21 protein-coding genes are annotated in these 21392 nt (G+C 38.0%); 7 read left to right on the top strand and 14 right to left on the bottom strand.

Translation table 11 applies throughout. The annotated features are described in order from the left end of the window. Nucleotides 1-4: 4 nt before the first annotated feature. The 4 genes from MED134_RS14185 to MED134_RS14170 form a co-directional block, all read right to left on the bottom strand. Nucleotides 5-1126, bottom strand: coding sequence for an imelysin family protein (locus tag MED134_RS14185; RefSeq protein WP_038600468.1), 1122 nt, complete (start codon nucleotides 1124-1126; stop codon nucleotides 5-7). A gap of 69 nt (nucleotides 1127-1195) precedes the next feature. After that, complete coding sequence (locus MED134_RS14180) at nucleotides 1196-2410, bottom strand: DUF4856 domain-containing protein (protein WP_038600466.1); 1215 nt, start codon at nucleotides 2408-2410, stop codon at nucleotides 1196-1198. A gap of 259 nt (nucleotides 2411-2669) precedes the next feature. Next, nucleotides 2670-3947 carry a DEAD/DEAH box helicase gene (locus MED134_RS14175; RefSeq protein WP_038600464.1) on the bottom strand — a complete coding sequence of 426 codons (1278 nt, stop codon included), beginning with the start codon at nucleotides 3945-3947 and terminating at the stop codon, nucleotides 2670-2672. A 124-nt stretch (nucleotides 3948-4071) separates the two neighbouring features. Then, on the bottom strand, nucleotides 4072-4830 hold the full coding sequence (locus MED134_RS14170; RefSeq protein ID WP_038600461.1) for a hypothetical protein: 759 nt from the start codon (nucleotides 4828-4830) through the stop codon (nucleotides 4072-4074). Between the two features lie 63 nt (nucleotides 4831-4893). On the opposite strand from MED134_RS14170, the gene MED134_RS14165 reads away from it, so the two are divergent. From MED134_RS14165 to MED134_RS14150, 4 genes are all read left to right on the top strand, one after another. Continuing rightward, nucleotides 4894-5973, top strand: a complete 1080-nt coding sequence (locus MED134_RS14165; protein WP_038600458.1) for a glycosyltransferase family 4 protein — start codon at nucleotides 4894-4896, stop codon at nucleotides 5971-5973. Then, nucleotides 5970-6872: a polysaccharide pyruvyl transferase family protein gene (locus tag MED134_RS14160; protein ID WP_038600455.1), complete on the top strand. Its 903-nt coding sequence runs from the start codon at nucleotides 5970-5972 to the stop codon at nucleotides 6870-6872. The genes MED134_RS14165 and MED134_RS14160 overlap by 4 nt, the downstream gene beginning before the upstream one ends. A gap of 1 nt (nucleotide 6873) precedes the next feature. Beyond that, the gene (locus tag MED134_RS14155; protein WP_035328332.1) at nucleotides 6874-7434 is read left to right on the top strand and encodes an L-threonylcarbamoyladenylate synthase; all 561 of its coding nucleotides are present in this window, start codon (nucleotides 6874-6876) and stop codon (nucleotides 7432-7434) included. Nucleotides 7435-7564: 130 nt separating this feature from the next. Next, entirely contained in the window at nucleotides 7565-8980 is a 1416-nt protein-coding gene (locus tag MED134_RS14150; RefSeq protein ID WP_038600452.1) for a CCA tRNA nucleotidyltransferase, read from the top strand. A gap of 72 nt (nucleotides 8981-9052) precedes the next feature. Here the strand turns inward: MED134_RS14150 and MED134_RS14145 are convergent, their stop codons facing one another. From MED134_RS14145 to MED134_RS14125, 5 genes are all read right to left on the bottom strand, one after another. Continuing rightward, complete coding sequence (locus tag MED134_RS14145) at nucleotides 9053-9307, bottom strand: CDGSH iron-sulfur domain-containing protein (RefSeq protein ID WP_035328326.1); 255 nt, start codon at nucleotides 9305-9307, stop codon at nucleotides 9053-9055. A 10-nt stretch (nucleotides 9308-9317) separates the two neighbouring features. Continuing rightward, entirely contained in the window at nucleotides 9318-10115 is a 798-nt protein-coding gene (gene bla, locus MED134_RS14140; RefSeq protein ID WP_148305676.1) for a subclass B1 metallo-beta-lactamase, read from the bottom strand. A 3-nt stretch (nucleotides 10116-10118) separates the two neighbouring features. After that, nucleotides 10119-11477 (bottom strand): DEAD/DEAH box helicase, encoded by a 1359-nt coding sequence (locus tag MED134_RS14135; protein ID WP_038601328.1) that lies wholly within the window; start codon nucleotides 11475-11477, stop codon nucleotides 10119-10121. Between the two features lie 231 nt (nucleotides 11478-11708). Further along, nucleotides 11709-12539 carry an ABC transporter permease gene (locus tag MED134_RS14130; RefSeq protein WP_038600436.1) on the bottom strand — a complete coding sequence of 277 codons (831 nt, stop codon included), beginning with the start codon at nucleotides 12537-12539 and terminating at the stop codon, nucleotides 11709-11711. Nucleotides 12540-12547: 8 nt separating this feature from the next. Then, on the bottom strand, nucleotides 12548-13441 hold the full coding sequence (locus MED134_RS14125) for an ABC transporter ATP-binding protein (RefSeq protein WP_038600433.1): 894 nt from the start codon (nucleotides 13439-13441) through the stop codon (nucleotides 12548-12550). 95 nt (nucleotides 13442-13536) lie between these two features. Between MED134_RS14125 and MED134_RS14120 the strand changes: the two genes are divergently transcribed. Further along, nucleotides 13537-14607 carry a hypothetical protein gene (locus MED134_RS14120; protein WP_038600429.1) on the top strand — a complete coding sequence of 357 codons (1071 nt, stop codon included), beginning with the start codon at nucleotides 13537-13539 and terminating at the stop codon, nucleotides 14605-14607. Nucleotides 14608-14663: 56 nt separating this feature from the next. On the opposite strand, the gene MED134_RS14115 is transcribed toward MED134_RS14120, so the two are convergent. The 3 genes from MED134_RS14115 to MED134_RS14105 form a co-directional block, all read right to left on the bottom strand. Further along, nucleotides 14664-15719 (bottom strand): nucleoid-associated protein, encoded by a 1056-nt coding sequence (locus MED134_RS14115; RefSeq protein WP_038600427.1) that lies wholly within the window; start codon nucleotides 15717-15719, stop codon nucleotides 14664-14666. A gap of 66 nt (nucleotides 15720-15785) precedes the next feature. Then, a complete protein-coding gene (locus MED134_RS14110; protein WP_035328315.1) occupies nucleotides 15786-16301 on the bottom strand; it encodes an IS1096 element passenger TnpR family protein in 516 nt (171 codons plus the stop codon). A 39-nt stretch (nucleotides 16302-16340) separates the two neighbouring features. Further along, nucleotides 16341-17393, bottom strand: coding sequence for a COX15/CtaA family protein (locus tag MED134_RS14105; RefSeq protein ID WP_038600424.1), 1053 nt, complete (start codon nucleotides 17391-17393; stop codon nucleotides 16341-16343). Nucleotides 17394-17637: 244 nt separating this feature from the next. On the opposite strand from MED134_RS14105, the gene MED134_RS14100 reads away from it, so the two are divergent. Together MED134_RS14100 and MED134_RS14095 are read left to right on the top strand one after the other, a co-directional pair. After that, complete coding sequence (locus MED134_RS14100) at nucleotides 17638-18225, top strand: TPM domain-containing protein (RefSeq protein ID WP_038600421.1); 588 nt, start codon at nucleotides 17638-17640, stop codon at nucleotides 18223-18225. A gap of 39 nt (nucleotides 18226-18264) precedes the next feature. Then, a complete protein-coding gene (locus tag MED134_RS14095) occupies nucleotides 18265-18837 on the top strand; it encodes a hypothetical protein (protein WP_035328308.1) in 573 nt (190 codons plus the stop codon). A 103-nt stretch (nucleotides 18838-18940) separates the two neighbouring features. On the opposite strand, the gene lpdA is transcribed toward MED134_RS14095, so the two are convergent. Together lpdA and MED134_RS14085 are read right to left on the bottom strand one after the other, a co-directional pair. Next, nucleotides 18941-20341 (bottom strand): dihydrolipoyl dehydrogenase, encoded by a 1401-nt coding sequence (gene lpdA, locus MED134_RS14090; protein WP_038600419.1) that lies wholly within the window; start codon nucleotides 20339-20341, stop codon nucleotides 18941-18943. 166 nt (nucleotides 20342-20507) lie between these two features. Then, nucleotides 20508-21353, bottom strand: coding sequence for a DUF2911 domain-containing protein (locus tag MED134_RS14085; RefSeq protein ID WP_038600415.1), 846 nt, complete (start codon nucleotides 21351-21353; stop codon nucleotides 20508-20510). Nucleotides 21354-21392 lie beyond the last annotated feature (39 nt).

The following is a 21392-nucleotide window of genomic DNA, read 5'->3' as shown; positions in this document are numbered from 1 at the left end:
TTATCTAATCACCATCTGCATCTGCAAAGTCTATGCTTATACTCATAGCGCTTACCATATCTACTTTGAGTAATGGCACAAGGCGTTGTACCTCATCATAAGCGTTTAAGAAATTTGTAGGAGGGTTTATGGCCAGCTCCTGCTCAAAGTTACCTAAAGCAGAAACTACGGTTCTTGAAACGTCAAATTGAGAATTGATTATCTCGCTTAAGTCTGCCCCATCCTTTATTGCATTAAGTTCATCTAAGTAACTCGCAAGGCTCTCACCTTGTGCGCTACTGTTATATGCTTTACCATTAAAGAAATCTTGTGTAGCGTTAAGTCCTACTATAAAAAGATCTTTTGAGATACCTCCAGCATAAAGTGCTTCTATATTATTAGGCTCAACACTTCCAGAAAACACGCCTCCAGGGATACCCATTTTTCCCGCTCTTAAGTGCTTCTCAAAATAAAAGATATAATCATTTACAAAACGATCTGTAGATGCCGTTGCAGAGGCACCATCGTTTGCAATAAATGTATCTCTGTAATCTCCTTCCCACTCGTTAAGTACTGTGGTTGAAAGAGTTTTCATATCTGCTATTATATCTAGAAGATATTGCTTGTAAGCATCACCATCTGTACCATTATATATTGCAAGTATAGCTGCGTCGTCTTCACCTAGACCATAAAGTAAGTAGTCTATTGCGGGAAAACCTTTGGCTGCTCTGTTAGAAGAAAGATCTAAGTTATAAGATCCTGCTGTGATGTTATCTTCTATAGTAGCAACATTTGCCGGGTATATATTTACATTAAGACGTAAATTAACCGTCTCTGCAGGTCCTACTTCAAACATAGATACACGTTGCCAAGTGGTATATGCATCTAGCCAAGCTGCTCTTACCGCGGTAAGGTCACTAGGCGTATCTGTAAATGAGGCTACTTGCGCTTCTAGCGTGTTAACTTTTGCGACAAAGTCTTGATAACCTGGTATTATAATATTATCTGCCCAGTTTGTGAGCATTGCACTACGATCAAAAGTTACTGGAGTTACAGTATCTGTATCATCTGTACTTACTGTGGTGTCATCTCCTCCACAGGCATAAATGAATAGCGAAATTGCTAATATTCCAAAAATTCTTTTCATAAGTAATTCTTTTTTTTACCACCAAAAGGGAGCCAATGGGCTCCCTTTGTAGTTACATACAAACTCAAATTAACTTCCTGCCTGCGTCACTGTAAAATCAAATTGTGCCGCAATAGCAGTAGATATAGCATCAAGGGTTTCTGGAGTTACATCCCATAAACCATTATCTGCCGTAAGCTGACTTATAAATGCATTTACCTCTTCTGTAGAAAGGTAAGGTGCATCTGTATTAGGGTTACGTGTAAACTGTAAACTGTACACAAAACCAAATCCTTCTGATAGATCGTGAAAAGCAGCACCGTAGTCTCCTGCTTCTATGGCATTTTTACCTTGCTGTAAGTAGTATACAGCACGTATACCTACTACTTCAGATAATCTTGTTCTTAATATTTCTGCCTGCTCATCTCTAAGCTCATAATCTCCTGCTACAATAGCAGCACGACCTAGTTTAAAAGCATCAAAAACTTCTTGAGCAATTCCTGCAAAATCTTCATCTCCTTCTACTCTACCTAAGTACTTATTAAGGAAGTTATCATCTGTTCCTGCTGTAGCATTTGCATTTGCCGCATCTGCAGCATTACCGTATAGGTAACCAAATGCTTCATCCCATTTGTGTTCCATATTAGTATAAGACTTCCCTTCTACTACAACACCGTTATCATTATCTTCTACATTAGTAGCTTCGTCAAGAACAGTCGTGCCCAAATAATTATTAAGCGCTTGATCTATCATAAGAGCTCCTATAAGTCCCTTTGCAACTATCTGGTTGTACTCAAAACCTTGAGCGTTTACATATCTTGTACTCTCTCCATCTGCTATCTGACCAGCTACGCCAGCTTCTGCTACTGTATTTTGAGCCGGAAAAACTTCGTTTACTTGATCTGCAAGACGTGCTTCAAAAAATGCCTTTACTGTTGCAGATGCTGCAGTATTACCAGCATAATAATCTGCTGAGGCAGCAACCTTGCTCTTTATACTTTTATCTGAAGCGTTTAAATCTTCATTTTCAAAAGGGTTTTCTTCATTTGAAAACATATTAGATAGTGACGCTACAGTTGCATTGTCAAAATCGCTCATCTCGCTTACAAGCTCTTGAGCCATTTGTATTCTAGTAGTTTGACCAGAAAAGCTTACAGTACTTTCTCCATCTCTCTCAAAAGAGTATGTAGCCGGTGCGGTTACTTCTATATCTGTACCTCCATCAGTTATTACTGGATCATCATCTTCACAAGATGTAAATGCAATTGTCGTAAGTGCTAGGGCTATTGGTAAGTAGTTCTTCATTTTTATTTAGACTTATTATAAATAGTAAATTTGTTTACGACGGCAAAAATAAGAGAGAGTAATGGTCTACACAACTTTATTTAGAATAAATAAGAATAAGAAATTGTTAAGTATTTGTTTTTTCTACAAAAATAACACTCAAACTATTTATTTTCAATTACTTGAGTACGGCTTCTCTTATTTTCAAATTTTATGAAATACTAAAAAAAAATCCCCTTAGAAAACTAAGGGGACTATTGAATCTAAGTTTTAAACTTAATTATCTTCTTCTAGATCTACCAGAACGACTGTTAGATTTATCATTCCTTTTGTCACCAGATGGTTTACTATTACGACTATTGCGGCGTCCTTGCTGGTGACGCGCTTTATTTTCGGCTGCCTCCTTTTTAAGTTGCTCTAATGTATCTGTAGGTTGAAAACCTTCTAGCACCTCGCTATGAAGTTTTTCTCCTAATAGTTTTTCAATACCACGCACATAAGCAACCTCATCTACCCCTACTAAAGATATTGCCTGGCCGCTAGCTCCTGCTCTACCTGTACGACCTATTCTATGTACATAATCTTCTGGCACATTAGGAAGCTCGTAGTTTATAACATAAGGTAGTAATGGAATATCAAGACCACGTGCAGCAATATCTGTTGCTACAAGCACTCTTATTTTACCACTTTTAAAACCTGCAAGTGCTTTTACTCTCGCATTTTGTGTTTTATTACCGTGTATAGCTGCAGATGTTATTCCTGCTTTATCAAGTTTTTGACTAAGACGGTTTGCACCGTGCTTTGTTCTTGTAAATACCAGTACCTGATCCCAGTTACCTTCATTAATAAACTTTATAAGCATTTCGGTCTTACGAGACTTATCTACTCTGTAGGTTTTCTGGTCTACTTTTTCGGCGGTTGTATTTTCTGGTGTTGCTTCTACTAGCACCGGATTTGTAAGTATACTACTTGCAAGTTTCTTAATATCTTTATTAAAAGTAGCGCTAAAAAGCAGGTTCTGTCTCTTTGCAGGTACTAGTCTTAATACTTTTTTAATATCGTGTATGAATCCCATATCAAGCATACGGTCTGCTTCATCAAGTACTAAAAACTCAATATCAGAAAGACTAAGTAGGCCTTGATTCTCAAGATCAAGTAGTCTCCCAGGTGTTGCCACAAGGATATCTACTCCTTGACGTATGGTGCGTACTTGAGGATTTTGGTTTACTCCGCCAAAAATTACTGTAGATTTAATATCTACGTACTTACTATACTCGCGCACATTATCATAGATCTGAGCAGCTAGCTCTCTAGTAGGTGTAAGTACAAGCGCTCTTACTTTGCGCCTACCTTGTCGCGGGTTTGCGATAAGATTGTGTAACATAGGTAATGTAAAGCCTGCGGTTTTACCGGTACCTGTTTGAGCACTGGCAAGAACATCTTTACCTTCTAGTACTTTTGGAATTGCTTTTTGTTGAATAGGTGATGGCGTTGTATAGCCTTTTTCGCTCACAGCTTTGAGCAGGGCGTCAGATAGCCCCAAAGATTTAAATGACATAAATAGGTTTTCTGAAATGACCTATATGCAGCCACTTCTATATAATCGCGAAGGTAGAACTAAATAACGACTTGCTGTCTTAATATCACAAGTAAGAACTAATCTACACACAATTGACGCAACTTTATGCTTTCTTCCAAAATTTTAGCTTCTTTTTGAGCTGTTGCTTTTTGTGAAATTTTTCTTGAAAAGACTGAGTTGCATTGCATATAGCTTTGTAAACTTTTTCTTGATCTTCTCCACTCTCTTTCGCGTAAGCTTTTGCCATAATAGCAATATCACTCTCATTATATGAAAGGCGTTCAAAATTTGCCATACGAGTTTCAAAATCCATAGGTCCAAAATTCATCCTATTGAGATCTACGAGGTAAAAATCATAGCCATCATCCTTGATTACAATAAGGGTATTACCAGGAGAATGATCTAGAAAATGTATGCCTTTATTGTGAAGTGTATACGTGAACTTTGCAAAGGCTGTCAGTATCTCTTTATTACCATTGTAAATACCTTCGGTTGTGAGCTCTCTATATGTAAGGTCGTACTTAAGATGCTTACTTACATAATAACTATGTCCAAAGAGTATAGTTTCTTCTTCAAAATAAGCAATAGGCGCAGGAGTTAAAATCCCATTCTCAAGTAACTTATGTGCGTAAGTAAATGAGCGTTCGGCCTTTGAGCTTCTAAAAAATTTATAAGCAATTTTATTTATAAGGTGAGGAACTTTAAATGACTTTACATTAATCGTCTCATCACCTATATTAAATAGTTTAAGTGAGTTACGATCACGCTCATCAAAGGATTTTCCTTGTGTATCAAAATTTGCAATCATTGCGCAAATCTCCTCTTGCTCGCCTGTATATGTATCAGAAAAAGTGTGTTTCACAAAGCAAAACTACGGTTTAATACATAATGTCACATCACCGTATTTCATTTATCTTTGCGTGATATGGGTAAAAAACCAACCGTATTTTTAGAGAGTCATAACATAAAGAATCAATTTTTTGGTTTTGGACAGTTTAACTATCATTTACTCAAAGCACTTTCAAAAACTAATCTCAAGGGTATTGAAATTGAAATACACGTAAGAGCCATTGATAAATGGAAGCAAGTCTTCGGTGATATTTTTAGTTACAAAAAGTACCACGCTTTTAGAAGATACAAAACCTTCAGCATTCGTAAAAAATATGACTTATGGCACTGTCTTAATCAAAATGTTAAAATTGAACCTCGCTTAGATTTACCTTATCTACTCACTGTACATAACATCACATATATAGAAGATAAAGAAAATTATATGCAAGAAGATGTGCATATACGTTTTCAGCAAAAGTTATCTCGCAGTACGGCGATTGTATATATCTCAGAGTATGCTAAGGCATCAACGCATCAGTTTTTTTCTGTACCAGATGTTCCAGAATATGTGATTTATAATGGGAATCCTATTACAGAGGTACAAATACCTAAAGAACACACCCCATCTTTTGCTCCTACCAATAAATTTCTTTTCAGCATAGGGGAGTTTACTGCGCGTAAAAATTTCAAAAGCCTAATATCAATGCTTGAGTTTTTACCTGATTATGACCTTATTATAGCGGGTAAAAACAGTACTAAGGAAGCTGAAAATATAAAAGAACTCGTAGCTCAAAAAAGACTTTCAAACCGGGTTGTATTACCTGGTAAAATAAGTGAGTTAGACAAGTTGTGGTGCTATAGTAATTGTGAGGCGTTTGTTTTCCCTTCGCTAAGAGAAGGTTTTGGCTTGCCTATCATTGAGGCTATGCGTTTTGGTAAACCTGTCATCGCATCAAACAACACATCGCTTCCAGAAATAGGGAGTGACATAGCTTACTATTGGAATCATTACGACCCAGCCTATATGGCAAAAACGGTAACCGATGGCATACAAGATTTTTCAAAAAAAGAAACCCAAAATGTACAACGTAGTATAAGTCGTGCTCAATCATTTACTTGGGAAAACGCAGCAAAGCAATATGTGGAGGTCTACAAAAACATTTTAAAAATATGAGTCTTACAAAAATCACTGCTTCCTTAAAACGTAAAGTACGTAAACGTAAAGTTTTGCGTGCGGCATTGAGTTTACCTCAGTTTAATAATGGTGTTATAAACCTGCATCGTATGGACACAAATAATATAGGTGACTGGTATTGTGCTCCACACCACTACTTTAAAGAACTACAAGGTACCGCTCTTGATATCTTTGATTACAAAAGTGAAGATCCAGTTGTAGCCAATAATTACTCTCAACAAATTGCAAATAATGCGCTCATAATAGGAGGTGGAGGTCTACTTAATAGAAGTGGTTTTAAACTACAAATGAACGCTTTTGAAAAACTACCAGAAAAAGGAAAAAAAATTGTTCTTTGGGGGGTAGGTCATAATGAGAAGTCTCCAGCAACCTATGGCAATGTAACTAGTTATAATGTAAATACAGATAAGTTTGGCCTAGTGGGTACTAGAGATGTAAATATGCCTGGAGCATATGTTCCTTGCGTGAGTTGTTTGCATCCTATTTTTGATAAATCTTATACTACTTCTCAAGAATTTGGCGTCATCTTACATAAAGACACGGTAAAAAAACCTAAAATAACAACACTATTTGAGGCTTACCCAACAACATCAAACACAACAAACCTAGAAGAGCTCATTAATTTTATAGGTGCCTCAGAAAAAGTGGTTACAGATAGTTATCACGCAATGTACTGGTCTATGTTATTACAAAAACCGGTAGTTGTCATCCCTAATTCTTCAAAATTTTATGACTTTAAGCATAAACCAGTCATAAGTGATTTTGAAAATGCCTTACAATCCTTCCAGCAAGCACAAAAATTCCCAGGACTTCTTGAGGAATGTCGTGAGATCAACCGTAGCTTTGCCCAGAAGGCATTTGATTATTTAAATTTGTAATATGAAAGAAGAACACGACGCAGCACTAGCAGTACTTAAACGCGGGGGTCTCATCCTCTACCCTACAGATACCGTATGGGGTATAGGTTGTGATGCGACTAATCCAGACGCCGTAGATAAAGTATATGCACTAAAAAAACGAGCAGAAAGTAAATCTCTAATCTGCTTAGTAAGTGACTTCAAAATGCTCAACCAGTATGTAGAAAATATACCTGAGGTAGCTTATGATATTCTTAAATATGCTGCAAAGCCTACTACCATTATCTACGACGATCCTATACGTGTAGCGACTAATGTTATTGCACCAGATAACAGTACAGCCTTTAGAGTGTGTCGCAATCAGTTTTGTAATTTTCTTCTTAAAAAGTTTAAAAAACCTATCGTTTCAACCAGTGCAAATATTACTGGACAACCTACACCACAAAGCTTTAGCGAGATCTCACAAGAGATTATAGATGGTGTAGATTATGTAGTAAACATAGATCGTAGTCGTAAATCAAGCAAACCAAGTGCTATTATAAAACTTACAGAAGACGGTAAAGTAACTATTATTAGAAAGTAGTTTTTACGCTTTCGCGAAAGCGTAATTACCCCCACATAAACATCCTACATAGGCAACCCTTTTTACAGCTCATTCTACTTTTACAAAGAGGGAATGAAGCCGTACCTTTGCCTTATATTTTACATACCTAATGAATCTTAAAAACGCTTTAAACAATCCTATTTTTAATACCATCTCACGCGCTGCAGATGATTTACAACTCGAGACATACGTCATAGGAGGGTTTGTGCGTGACTACATCCTTAAACGTGGTGAGGTAAAAGATATAGATGTTGTAGCCGTAGGGAGCGGTATAAAGCTAGCTCGCAAAGTCTCTGAACTGTTACCTAACAAACCTAAAGTTCAAGTTTTTAAAACCTACGGGACCGCAATGTTGCGCTCTAACCAGATAGATGTAGAGTTTGTAGGAGCTCGCAAGGAGTCATACTCAAAAGATAGCCGCAACCCAGTAGTAGAAGACGGCACGCTAGCAGATGATCAAAACCGTAGAGACTTTACCATAAATGCGCTAGCCATACGTCTTAATGATGAAGGCTATGGAGATTTAATTGACCCCTTTGGAGGGATAAGTGATTTGGATCGTAAAATAATACGCACTCCGCTTGATCCAGATATTACCTATAGTGATGACCCGTTGCGTATGATGCGTGCCATAAGATTTGCCACACAGCTTGATTTTATGATAGAACGCAAGTCTGTGGAGTCTATCACACGTAATGCAGAACGTATTAAGATTATTACTAATGAACGCATTGTAGACGAGCTCAACAAGATAATGTTGAGCCCAGTGCCTTCTAAAGGATTCTTATTATTAGAAAAAACAGGCTTACTTCCTTATATCTTACCAGAGCTTGTTGCTCTTAAGGGTATAGATGAGATAGAGGGTCAAAAACATAAGGACAACTTTTACCACACCCTTGAGGTGGTAGATAATATCTCTCGCCATACAGATAATCTATGGTTGAGATGGGCAGCGCTTTTACACGATATAGGAAAAGCACCTACTAAGAAGTTTTCAAAAAAAGTGGGATGGACCTTTCACGGGCACGAGTTTGTAGGGTCAAAGATGGTTTACAAACTATTTAAGCGCCTTAAAATGCCTCTCAATGACAAGATGAAGTTTGTTCAAAAGATGGTATTGATGAGCTCACGCCCTATTGTCATCTCTGAAGATCACGTGACAGATAGTGCTGTGCGCAGACTCATTTTTGACGCAGGAGATTATATAGAAGATCTTATGACGCTTTGTGAGGCAGATATTACTACAAAAAACCCAAAACGCTTTAGACGCTACCATAACAACTTTAAGGTTGTGCGTGAGAAGATGAAAGAGGTTGAGGAGCGCGATCACATACGTAACTTCCAGCCACCAGTATCTGGTGAAGAAATTATGGAAACCTTTAATCTAAAACCTTGTCGTGAGATAGGAACGCTCAAAGAAGCCATAAAGGAAGCTATACTAGAAGGAGAGATACCTAACGAAAAAGAAGCTGCCGTTGCCTTTATGATGGATAAAGCAAAGACTATGGGGCTTCTTACTGCATAAGATTATAGATTATAAAACAAAAATCCCCTTGAAGTATATCAAGGGGATTTTTTATATCTATAAATGACCGTTTTAACCTATCTCGCAGGTTTTGTGACTTCCATCACAATAAGGAGGATTTTTAGTCATCTTACAATTACATAAATAGGCAGTGCCTGTTTTTACTGCCTCAAAACGTAAACTAGGGGTACTCTCTGCCGCTTTATGTCCGCCATCACAAAATGGCTGTTTTGCAGAGTGCCCACAAGTGCACCAAGAGTATTTTTTTCCTTCTTCAAGCTCTACGGCTATAGGTGCTAGACCTGCTACTTTTTTATTATTCTCCATTATATATTGGTTATAATTGAACAGTTTCCTGCTCATTGGTGTTTGTTAATTCTTTAATTATGGGCTTTTCTACCTGAAACATTTTTATGGTATAGGTAAGCAGTGTGCTGTCTCCACGCATCCCGTGACCTGGTATTACTTGTTTTACATCTGGATACAGATACTTTGCTGTGGCTACGGTCTTTGCCCATTCCTTTAGGTTTGCATCTGCTAGATTGCCTTTTCCAGCTTCTAGAGATTTTATCATACACCCGCCTAGTAATATCTCTGGTCCTTCTAGATAGGCTATCGCATTATCATCTGTATGTGCAGGACCTAAGTAATCCATCTTGATGAGGGTCTTCCCTAGCATCAAACTATCTTTAAGCTGAAATGTATTACTTAAGGTAATTGTATCTCTAGCAAGTAATGCTGCCGCTTTTGACGAGCCATATGTAGGTATGCCTGCTTCATTAAATGCTTTTACACCGCCTGCGCCATCTATATGAGCGTGACTCACCATAACGGCCTTTATGGTCGCATTAAGATCATTTTGTATAAAGTCAATAAGTTGTACAGATGTTGAATCATCTAAGGGTGTCTCAAATACAAAAACCTCATCACCCTCCTTACGTATATAACCATTACAAGGTATGTAACCATCTTTACCGTCTTTGAGATATGAGACGTGCATATAGTCTTGATCAGATAGTTTTATTATCTCTAGCGGCCTTAGGTAAGGCTCGGGGGCATACTTACTCTTGTCAAAACAAGAGTGTAATAGTAGTACGGCTAGACAGATCCCTAACATCTGCAGTAGTCGCTTCATTGTTTACTTGCGTTTATTTCTTTTATTATAGTTTTTATCGCCTCTAGTCTTAGGCTTCTTGTATTTTTTTGCAATTTCTCTTCTGTAAGAACCTCCCAGATTTACCTTAGAGTTTTTCTCACTCTTCTCGTGAAAAGCTGGTCCCGGAGCATCCTCATCATTTTTATTCCATTTATGAGGATTAAAAATTTCTTTGGCTTCTGGTCGCTCTTCTGGTGTGAGTTCTTTAGAGATTTGAACATCTTCTGGCAGCGTCTCTATAGGTACTTTTACGCCCATAAGCGCTTCTATCTCTTCTAGAAAAGCATCTTCGGCTGGAGTGCTTAATACTATTGAAGTACCTTCTTTTTGTGCTCTACCCGTACGCCCTATTCTATGTAAATAGTTTTCAGGAAAACGAGGTGTGTTTACATTTATAACGTGTGTTATATCATCTATATCAAGACCACGCGCCATTACATCTGTCGCTACCATCATACGTACTTTACCTTCAGAAAAGGCATTGATACTGTTTATACGGTAATTTTGTGTCTTGTTAGAGTGTATGAGATCTACTTGCCCTGGAAACGCTTCTTCAAGCTTGAGGTATAGCCTGTCTGCCATACGCTTGTCTCTTACAAATAACAACGTTTTTGGGTACGCTTTCGCGGAAGCGAGCTCCTCCAGTATAAAGTTAACCTTGGTATAGAAGTTAGGTATCTTATACCCTACTTGCTTTATATTTTCTAGCGGTGTCCCACTACGAGCAACTTTTATGAACTTAGGTTTGTTAAAATAATCTTTGATAAGCGCATCTACATCCTCTGTCATCGTGGCGCTAAACATAATGTGCTGTCTCCTTTTTGGCAGAATGTCAAAAATGTTCATAAGCTGTGGTCTAAAACCTAGATCCAGCATCACATCTACCTCATCTATCACTACCTTTTGGATAGATTTAAGTTGCAATACTCTACTCACGGCTAGATCATACAGTCTACCAGGTGTTGCTACTACAATATCTTGCCCTTGAGCAATGAGTGCTTTCTGGGTATTGATATTAGAACCACCATAAACACCCGCAATACGCACATCTATGTATTTTGTGAGCTTTTCAAGTTCGTTTACCACTTGTAGTACAAGTTCTCTAGTAGGGACTAGAATAAGTACACGAGGGTTTTCTTGTCTTGAGTATGGTAATGTTCTTAGTATAGGTAAGAGGTATGCAAATGTTTTACCTGTACCGGTTTGAGCAATTCCTACTACGTCACTTCCAGACATTACAGGCGCAAGTGCATCTACCTGTATAGGAGTAGGTTGTGTGTACCCCATATCATCTAGGGCATTCCACAAAAATTTATCGAGATTGAGATCTTTAAAGGTCATAGACATTCTCGCGAAAATAGGTTATTTTTTAAGATTCACAGTACTTTACAGGGTATTATCCTTTTAATTTTCAGCTATAAACGGGGTTTCAACTACCATCACTTTTTCAAGATGATTAAAGCATTAGGTTTTTAAGTCACCGCCAGGACTGATTTCTGATATGAATATACAAAAAATGCAACCCTTTTGAGGTTGCATTGTGATTGATTACGCTTTCGCGAAAGCGTGATACTACAAGTCTCTTTTCTTTAACAATAGTAAACTTGCATATATAAATAAGAACGTCCATACCGATACGATAGCTATCTCATACCACTCAACACCATAGTTCAATACCATATCAGTTTCTAATTGACTGGCAACAGTTTGTGCAATTTCTAATCTTGTAAAAGGTTCATTCAGTAAATTCCACATTGAACCAAGAGGTAGTAAGTCCCATACTTTCCAAGCAAAATCTTTTGCTACTAAGATTCCTAGAACAATAAATATTATCCATTCAAATATCCACCAGAACAACAAAAAGCCTAGCGCAAAAGCAGATCTTTTTATTAGAATACCTAAAAAAAGACAAAACGAAAAGAAACCTACTAGTTTGAAAAAGAAACCAATCAAAAACTCTAAATCCGAAAAAATAATTGATAACTCATTAAAGTCAGAAAAAATCAATCCAAGAATTATATTTAAAATAAATACAAACAACGTTGATAAAGCTGAAAAAACAACAACGGTTAAGAACTTAGAGAGTATAAATTCCTTCTTACTCAAACCGTCTATGAGGTTTTGTTTAAGCGTTCTATTGCTATACTCGTTTGCGGTCATTGATACTATTACAACGGCTAAGAAAAATTTAAGAATAGCGGCTATAAAAGAATTAAAGTGCCAGATGTATGGAAAGTTAAAAATACCTTGATCTGCAAGCCTAAACTCTAATCCAAATAAGTTAAACTTAAATGAGGCAAGCAGTGCTATAGCAGATAGTAATACAAAGTACCCTATGATAAGGACACGTGATGTCTTACTGTGTCTGAGTTTATGATATTCTATGGTGAGTAGTCGTAACATTGGGTTGTTTAGTTTTTAGTTAATTCAAGGAATTGCTCTTCTAAGCTCTCTTTGCGCTTTACAAGGTGCGTGAGCACGATACCTTGCTGGTGTAGTTGCGTGTTGAGCTCTTTGGCTTCTAGCGGGTTTAATAAAAACCCAGTGAGCAAGTCGCCTTCTATCTTTACCTCGCCAAAATCTGAGTGGGCATTGAGATAGGTCTCGAGCATAGATAAGTTATCTGTGCGCAACTCAAAAAAGCCGTGACTGGCATTCATCGCATCTACTCGTCCTGAATATAACTTTACGCCTTTACGTAAGATAACTACGTGTGTACATACTTTTTCTACCTCATCTAGTAAGTGAGAGGCAAGTAGTATGGTAGTACCCCCTGCGGCAATTTTCTTTATAATCTCACGTATCTGGTGTATACCTTGTGGGTCAAGACCATTTGTAGGCTCATCTAGTATAAGTATCTCTGGATCGTTAAGAAGTGCAGAGGCAATGGCTAGACGTTGTTTCATACCTAGTGAGTAGGTACTAAACTTGCTATGCATACGATCTAGAAGTCCTACAATCTCAAGTTTTTCTTGAATCTTATCTGACGGGACATCTTTTATCTTACAGACTAACTGTAAGTTTTGTGCCGCAGTCATATATGGGTAAAAGTTAGGTCGCTCTATAATAGCTCCCACCTTTTTTAAAGCATTATGTGTAGTGTCTGACCCATCAAACCAGTGAAAGTTTCCTGAAGTAGGGTTTACCACATTAAGCACCATACCTAGGGTGGTAGATTTACCACTACCGTTAGGGCCTAGTATGCCATATACGTTTCCTTTTTCTATCGTAAACGAGAGGTCATTTACAGCCTTTACAAGGCCGTAATGTTTCGTTAGATTATTAATCGTTAGGATTGTTTCCAATATGAAGTATGTTTTTTGATTGCTAGTGTTTACAAGACGGCTATGTAGACCTTTTGTTACACGCCTTTAGTATCTTTACATAAAAACACCCCGCAATGGAAAACAAACTGATGTCTAAAAAGAAACCCTCATTCCCCGTAAATGAGAAGCTTCTTTCCTATCTAGACACCTACGCAAGGACATCTGAGGTTACGATCTCTTATGAAGATCTGCTTAGGTTTTCTGGTGGTGTGAGTGTTTTTGATAAAGAAGATAATGACACGCTCTGGATACGTGTTTACTATCCCGAGTTTGAACAAGATGAGATAGAGTATAATCTCAAACGTATTTATACCCAGCTGCACTCAGATGGTAATGAGAATATCTTTGATTACCTACGCATTGCGGGTATAGACTTTTGCACTTTTGGTAACTCTAAGCCCTTTCGTATTAAGGTGCTTAATATTTATAATAATAACTACGTATACTTTTATGTAAAGCAGGCAGATGCTAGTAGAGTTTATGGACTTGAGCTTGAGCACATCTTATCGCCTAACCGTATTAACTTTCTGGTATATGAAGACACGCTTATAGAAGAGCACATCTCCGGTATACCAGGTGATGAGTTTATAAAAAATCACCTCAGCGAGTGTGACGACCTAGGTCTTACACAAATCGCAAAGGAGTTTGTAAAGTTTAACGAGCGCTGTATGATTACCCTACTGGGTGATATGAGAGCTTATAACTACGTTATCATCCCTACCCACGATTTTGACACGGTACGTTATAAAATACGCGCAATAGATTTTGACCAACAGTGTTTTGAAGGTAATTTTAAAGTATATCAGCCTGCTATTTTCAAAGAAAACATAAGACTGGTACAACTAGTTGCAAAGCGACTAGACAACCGTTCTATCGAGCAATACCGTAATGAAGAGAGAGCACTTCTTGCAAGGAGAATTCTCAATGGTAAAAAGAGACTCACGAGATTACTACGTGTAATGGCTACAGATAATATCTCTCCTCGTGAGAATGTGCGCCAGCTACGAGCAGATATTTTTGACTTTACAAGTGATCTCAAATTTAAACGTGCTGCAAATATGGGAGCCGTACTACGTGCAGCGCTAGAGTTTGTAAAACGTAATTATGAAGACATCAGTCTTAAACGTCTCATAAAAGAGATTTAAAGCATAAAAAAAGCGTAGCTATCTAGCTACGCTTTTTTTATGTAATATGGAAAGGCTTAGTTCTGCTCCTTGTTAAAGTACACAAGGTAGTAGTACATCTGCTTTTCTTCATCCCATCCTTTTTCTACAAATTTCTCTGCGCTTTCTGGGTTAATAAAGTCCATTTTAATCTGGATATTGGTATCAAGATTAATCACACTTTTTATTTTCTTACGCTGTGCTGTAACCGCTTTATTGCTTATCGAGAAGTCTGTAAGGTCTTCTATTTTATACTTAGGCGACTGCTCTGTTTTATAATGGCGAAACTCTGGAATAAGATCCGGATTATCTATCACGTCATTCATAAAAGCCGTTTCCTCAAAGGTGTCATTTTTTGCAAAGTGATTTACAGCGCGGTTCATAAACAGCACTTCTTCCTTTTTATCTTCGGCAGGGAGTACTACGTCTTTTGCAAAGTCTTGACAAAACTTAAGATACTTCTTTGTGTAGAAGTTATCATCTTCAAAGGTCTCTACACCCATAAAATTCTCTAGCCAGTACTTTGTGTCATAACGGTTAGAATCTACAGAGAGTACCTTATACCCTTCGTCCTCCTCATGGTTAAAGATAAGACAGCCTTTATCTAGTTTATTAAGATTAATACCTTGCTCAAGTATCATCTCTAGGTTTGTCCCGCTTTCGCGAAACTGCAAGAAATCCTGCTTTAACTCACTCTTAAAAATACCTAAAGCATCTGTCTTGATATTATCTATCTGCACGCCTTCTAGGTGTGCGATATACAACTCACCAGCCTTAATGTGCGGGTGATCACTTTGTTCATATAAGTGTTTTGCAATATCCTCGGAGAGTAAATGCGTCCCGTGCGGATTATCAAAAATCTTCTTTGCTAACGTAAAAAGCGTGTTGAACTCTAAATCTTGATCGTGAAAAAACTTATAGTAGTTCTCTTCCTTTTCTCTAAAAGGCTTAAAGAAAAACTCCTTAATAAGCGGAGTAAGCTCATCACTTAAAGGATACGGGTCTTGAGATACAAAAAGTCCTTCTGCCTTTCCTTTATTACCTATACGGTGTATAGATAGTGACTCTATCTGAGCGCTATATAAATTTATCATAGTCGTATGTATGTGTTGTGATGTATGCGATGCACACAGGTTAGGTTATAAAGAGATACAAGAATACTAATTCCAGTTCTCATCAAAACTTAAATCGTCAAAATCGTCGATGTTGTAATCATCATTAAACTCATCATCATCCTCATCTTCCTCGTCTTGTGGCTCCATCTCAAACTCTGGCGCTTGGTCTGGCACTTGCCCTTGTACAAACATAAGGTTAGGATACGTCACACCATCTTCTGGCTCTGTAATCTCTGCAAGCTCTACAAGAAAACGCCACATATTTAAGAAGTCATATACATATATAAGACGCGTCTGGTGTTCTCCCAGAAGCCCGTCTAGTGACGTCTCATTCATAAGTCGCAACTGGCTCTCACCCTCACCCATTTCAAACTGGGCAAACTCCTCGCCCTGCATCCAGGTATCATCACTTAGGTAAAAAGCAGCAACCTCTGCCCCATCAAACCCAAAAGACTGGTTTATAGCATTATGCAAGTCTTCAAGCGTAGCCGCAGCTTCGATCTCAAGATCGCGAAAAACATCTTCTTCTGTGTCTAGAATTGCTCTAAAACGGTAAATCATTGTACAAATTTTAAGATGGTAAAGATACTTGGTTTATCCCTATATCGTAGGTGTGATAGCCTCCCTTTTTGGGAAACTTTCTAACAAAATATAAAACTGAACCCCAAAAAGTAATGACGCTAAGACTAAATGTAATGGCTGACTCCCAAACGGGAAATCTATATAATACATCGCGATACCTGTCACCACCTCTAAAGCAATGAGTATGAGCGTCCAGTTAAGTAACTTAGAATGCCCTAGCAGTAAGTTTTTATTACGCCAGAATATATATAGGTTTAATAATGTCACGAGTATAGAAAAAGATCTATGTACATAAAACCATACCGTAGCTGGGTTAAGCCATAACTCCTTTGCCTCATAGCCTACTTCTGCCACGCGCTCATCTACATACTGTCGTACTTGTGTGCCTAGTGCAATTTGCACAAGCGTGAGTATACTAGCGATCACAATGAGGTTTTTAAAAACAGGGTCATAAGTACGCTTTCGCGAAAGCGTAATCCCCATCTCTTTATGCTGTGATTTATACCACAAGAACAAGAGTAGCGCTACGATAAAGAGTGCCGCAATCATATGGATGGTGATTTTTACCGGTAGTAAGTTTGAGTCTACTACTTGCTTACCCAGCCACGCCTGAAAAAGCATTAAAGGCAACACCATAAAGGTGGCAAAAATGAGCCCCTTGCGCCCCTTCCAGTACCAGAAAGCGAGTACCACCATAAGTAACATAGGGATACCGGCTAGTGCCGTTACAAGCCTGTTTATATACTCTATCCAGGTGTGCCATACGTTAAAGCTGGCATAGTCGTGCGTGTCATAAGTGTCCCAGTTTTGCTCATTATAGGTGGCTCCAGAAGTAAAATCTGCTGGGGCAACGCGCAGAGACTCATTACGTATAATGACCTGTCCATCTTCATAACTATGGTTAGGCTCCCATTGCAGCTCGCTCTCTTCTGTAGGAGGTACTAAGTACCCAAAACACTGCGGCCAGTCTGGGCAACCCATACCGCTTCCCGTCATACGTACCACCGCCCCTGCGATGATAATGAGGTATAAGAAAATGATTGATATTTTAAGCGCGCGTCTGTACCACATATGTACTCTTTTTAAGAGCTGCAAAAATACAAAACGACCTTATTTTATTTCTCCTTTGGTGTTCAAAATAGTTGAAAATTGGGAGGATATAGTAAGAGAAACTATAATGTTAATAACCCATAAAAACTAAAGTAAAAACATAGTGACTTCAGACTTTTATAGCTTGTATATTTAGACAATCACTTAAAATTGAGCATAATAAGACTTAATGTCTCTTTTAGTTTAAATCATTATAAAATCAAAAATGAGAAAGGTCGTAACTGTAATTGGAATCATTAGTTTCCTATTTTTCTTTGCGTCGTACATTCTTCCTAATCTTATAGGCGTACCACTAGCAGCCTATAATTCATATCGAGTATGGAATGATAGCAATGAGAGTTCAAGCAAGAAAGTAGGTACCCCTAGCAAAGAAAACTTACTTCGTTTTCCGACACCTTTAGGTGTGGTATCAGACTATGAAGGTATCTTCAGTGAAGAGCAAAACTCAAGTTTAACTAAGATTTTAAATGATTACGAAGAAGCTACTTCAAGAGAAATTGTGATTGTTACTATTGATTCAATTACACCTTATCATAACCTAAAAGATTATTCGACAGATCTAGGAAATGAATGGCGAATCGGAAAAGTAAAATCTAACAATGGATTACTCATAGTGATGAGTAAAAACTTAAGAAAAATTAGGATTACAACAGGATATGGAACTGAAAAAATTCTAACAGATAAAATCTGTAAAAAAATTATTGACTCCACAATCATTCCAGAATTTAGACGAGGTGACTATTACGTCGGAGTAGAAAAGGGAGTACAAGCCTTAAAAAGTAAGTGGTTATGAATTATCAGAAAATGAATATTAAGCTTATTACATCTTCATATGAACAGAAATAGTTTTCTTAATCAAGAAAAAGAGACAAAGCTTTTATCACTAATTATTATTACCTTATTAGTTGATATTATTTTATTAAATATTAATTTCTATTATCGAGATCCTGTTTTAAGCATAATATATGACCTTATTTATGCGAGATCCTTGTTATTTATCGCAACACTAATTCTCTTTGTTTACGCCTTAATTTTCTTACTAAAGAAAAGCTTCAAAACTTTCCTATTGTTTCCAGCAGCAGCTTTTCTTGTATTGTCATTATTTTGTAATATTCGACTTGCAAAGACCAATTTTGATCGAGTACAATGCAATAAAAGTATAATTGAGTACTATGAATTTCTTGGGTTTGATTCGTGTGTGAAAATCACAAAGAAATTTAAGCAAGATGTAATAAACAAACAGATAAAGTATTTTCAAGAAGAATACAACCCAGATAAGAAGTTTGAAGAAAGAATCAGAGATCAATATGGCATAGAACTAATAGGAGAAAGCTGCACACAATTTACTTCTATGAGGTGCTACAACGACCTTGTTAGAGATTATATCGCTAAAAAAGAGAAGTAATATAAGCCACTAATAATTTTCGCGAAAGCGTAATAACCCATAAACCCAAAAAAAACCTGCTATCTCTAGCAGGTTTTTTTATGGTATATCATTCTAGTAGTGACTAGATGTGTATAGGTCTATCTTCGGTTGCAGCGAGGGCAGCTTCTTTTACAGCTTCTGCATACGTAGGGTGTGCGTGGCTCATACGTGCAATATCTTCTGCACTTGCTCTAAACTCCATTGCGGTTACTCCTTCGGCTATAAGGTCTGCTACACGAGCTCCTACCATATGTACGCCTAGTACCTCATCTGTTTCCTTATCTGCAAGTATTTTTACAAATCCGTCTGTATCACCACTCGCGCGGCTACGTCCTAATGCACGCATAGGGAACTGTCCAGACTTGTAGGCTACTCCAGTTTCTTTAAGTTGCTCTTCGGTTTTACCTACAGAGGCAACTTCTGGCCAAGTATATACTACACCTGGTATAAGGTTGTAATCTATATGTGGTTTTTGACCTGCAAGAATTTCGGCAACGAGTGTTCCTTCTTCTTCGGCTTTGTGAGCGAGCATTGCTCCTTTTATCACATCACCTATAGCATAAATGTTTGACACATTCGTTTGCAGGTGCTCGTTTACTTCTACTTTACCACGCTCATCTGTCTTGATACCTACGGCATCAAGGTTAAGACCGTCTGTATAGGCACGACGTCCCACAGCTACAAGTACGTAGTCTGCCTTAAACTCTACATCTACACCTTTCTTATTATTTGTCGCTTTTATGGTAATCTCATCTCCGTCACGCTCTACAGCAGTAACTCCGTGAGATAGGGCAAATTTTACTTTTTGCTTCTTAAAGACTTTAAGTAATTCTTTACTCTGAGCGCCATCCATCGTAGGGATGATACGATCCATATACTCTACTACGGTTACCTCTGCACCTAGACGCTTGTATACTTGACCAAGCTCAAGACCTATCACACCACCACCTATCACAACAAGGTGCTTAGGTACTTCTGGAAGTTTTAATGCTTCTGTAGAAGTGATGATACGTTCTTTATCTATGTTTATAAAAGGTAACGTGCTAGGCTTAGATCCTGTTGCTATAATGGTATTTTTTGCCTCTATAGTCAGGTTCTTTTCTCCTGCGATATCTATGTGTGTAGCATCTTTAAAAGATCCCACACCCTGGTAAACGTCTATCTCATTTTTACCCATTAAGAACTCAATACCCTTTGTAGTAACGTCTACTACGCTTTGCTTGCGGGCAATCATTTTCTCTAGGTTAAATTTTACATCACCTACCTCGATACCGTGCTCTTCAAAATGCTTGATGGCATCTTCATAGTGGTGTGATGAATCTAGAAGCGCCTTAGACGGGATACACCCTACGTTAAGACAAGTTCCTCCTAGTGTACTATATTTTTCTATTATTGCTGTTTTCATTCCTAGTTGTGCACAACGTATTGCTGCAACATATCCACCAGGACCAGAGCCTATAACGGCTACATCGTATGAACTCATAATTTGTTTTTAAAAGTTACACAAAGATACAAAGAGCTGCGAAGTTAAAAGCGCAATGAATGGCTCTTTTTTACACGCATCTGCTAGGTAATTTGTGACTACTAGACATAAAAAAAGCCCTCGTGTGAGGGCTCTTACTTTTTCGCGAAAGCGAACTAAACAATGATTACATCGCTCCCCACTCTTTTAGTGAGTCTGTGTTCATCTTTACGTAGTCTTGATTTTTTGCTTCTTTTGCTCCTTTAAGTGACGCCTGTGCCGCTTTTATAGCTCCTTTTTTGTCTCCTACCTTTGCAAGTAATAATGACTGCTGGCGTAGTTGCCAGAACTTAGGATCTTTGTTCATAGACATCGCTTTATCCATATACGTCTTTGCTTTATCTAGTGACTGCCCTGTGCTAGAGAGATATACTGCTGCAGCATAGTAATCACCCATACCTGGTCCTGCCATCATCTTATCTATACTCGCAAGTACTGTCTCGTTTGCCGGCACTGTAAATGGTACAGCTACATAGGTTTTATCCCATTGCATTGTAAGGTGTGCACCATCGTTAGACAGATGGTTGATTCCCATAGTAAAAGACTCTGCTGGCATATTGCTCATTTGTGCCTTTGCCGTTGCCTTTGCAGCAACCTTGCTATCATCCCACTTTTGAGGTGTACCCCAGTTATTTGTATCTGTGTAGAAGTAAACTTCCCAAGTAGATGCTGTAGGCTTTGTGTATACTGCATATTTTCCTGCCTTAAGCTCTGTACCTGCAACTGTTACTGGTGTAGAAAACTCAACGGTAGTATTTGCATTTGCTCCTGTACGCCACATTGCACCGTAAGGTACAAGGTCACCCATAATAGTACGTCCTCTCATTGCAGGTCTAGAGTACTCAAGAGTAACATCTGTAAGACCTACCGTTTGCATCACCTTTGCTGCTGGGCTAGGTGCTGGTGTTTCAATTTGTGCTGTAGCTCCTGCCGTCATAAGACCTAAGAAGGCTACAAAAAGTAATTTTTTCATAATGCTTGACTTTATTGGTTATGGAATTGTTTTACGCTT

It is taken from the genome of Dokdonia sp. MED134 (assembly GCF_000152925.2).
Taxonomy (GTDB): Bacteria; Bacteroidota; Bacteroidia; order Flavobacteriales; family Flavobacteriaceae; genus Dokdonia.
Note: the sequence above shows the minus strand (reverse complement) of the source record. Positions and strands in the feature narration are given on the sequence as shown.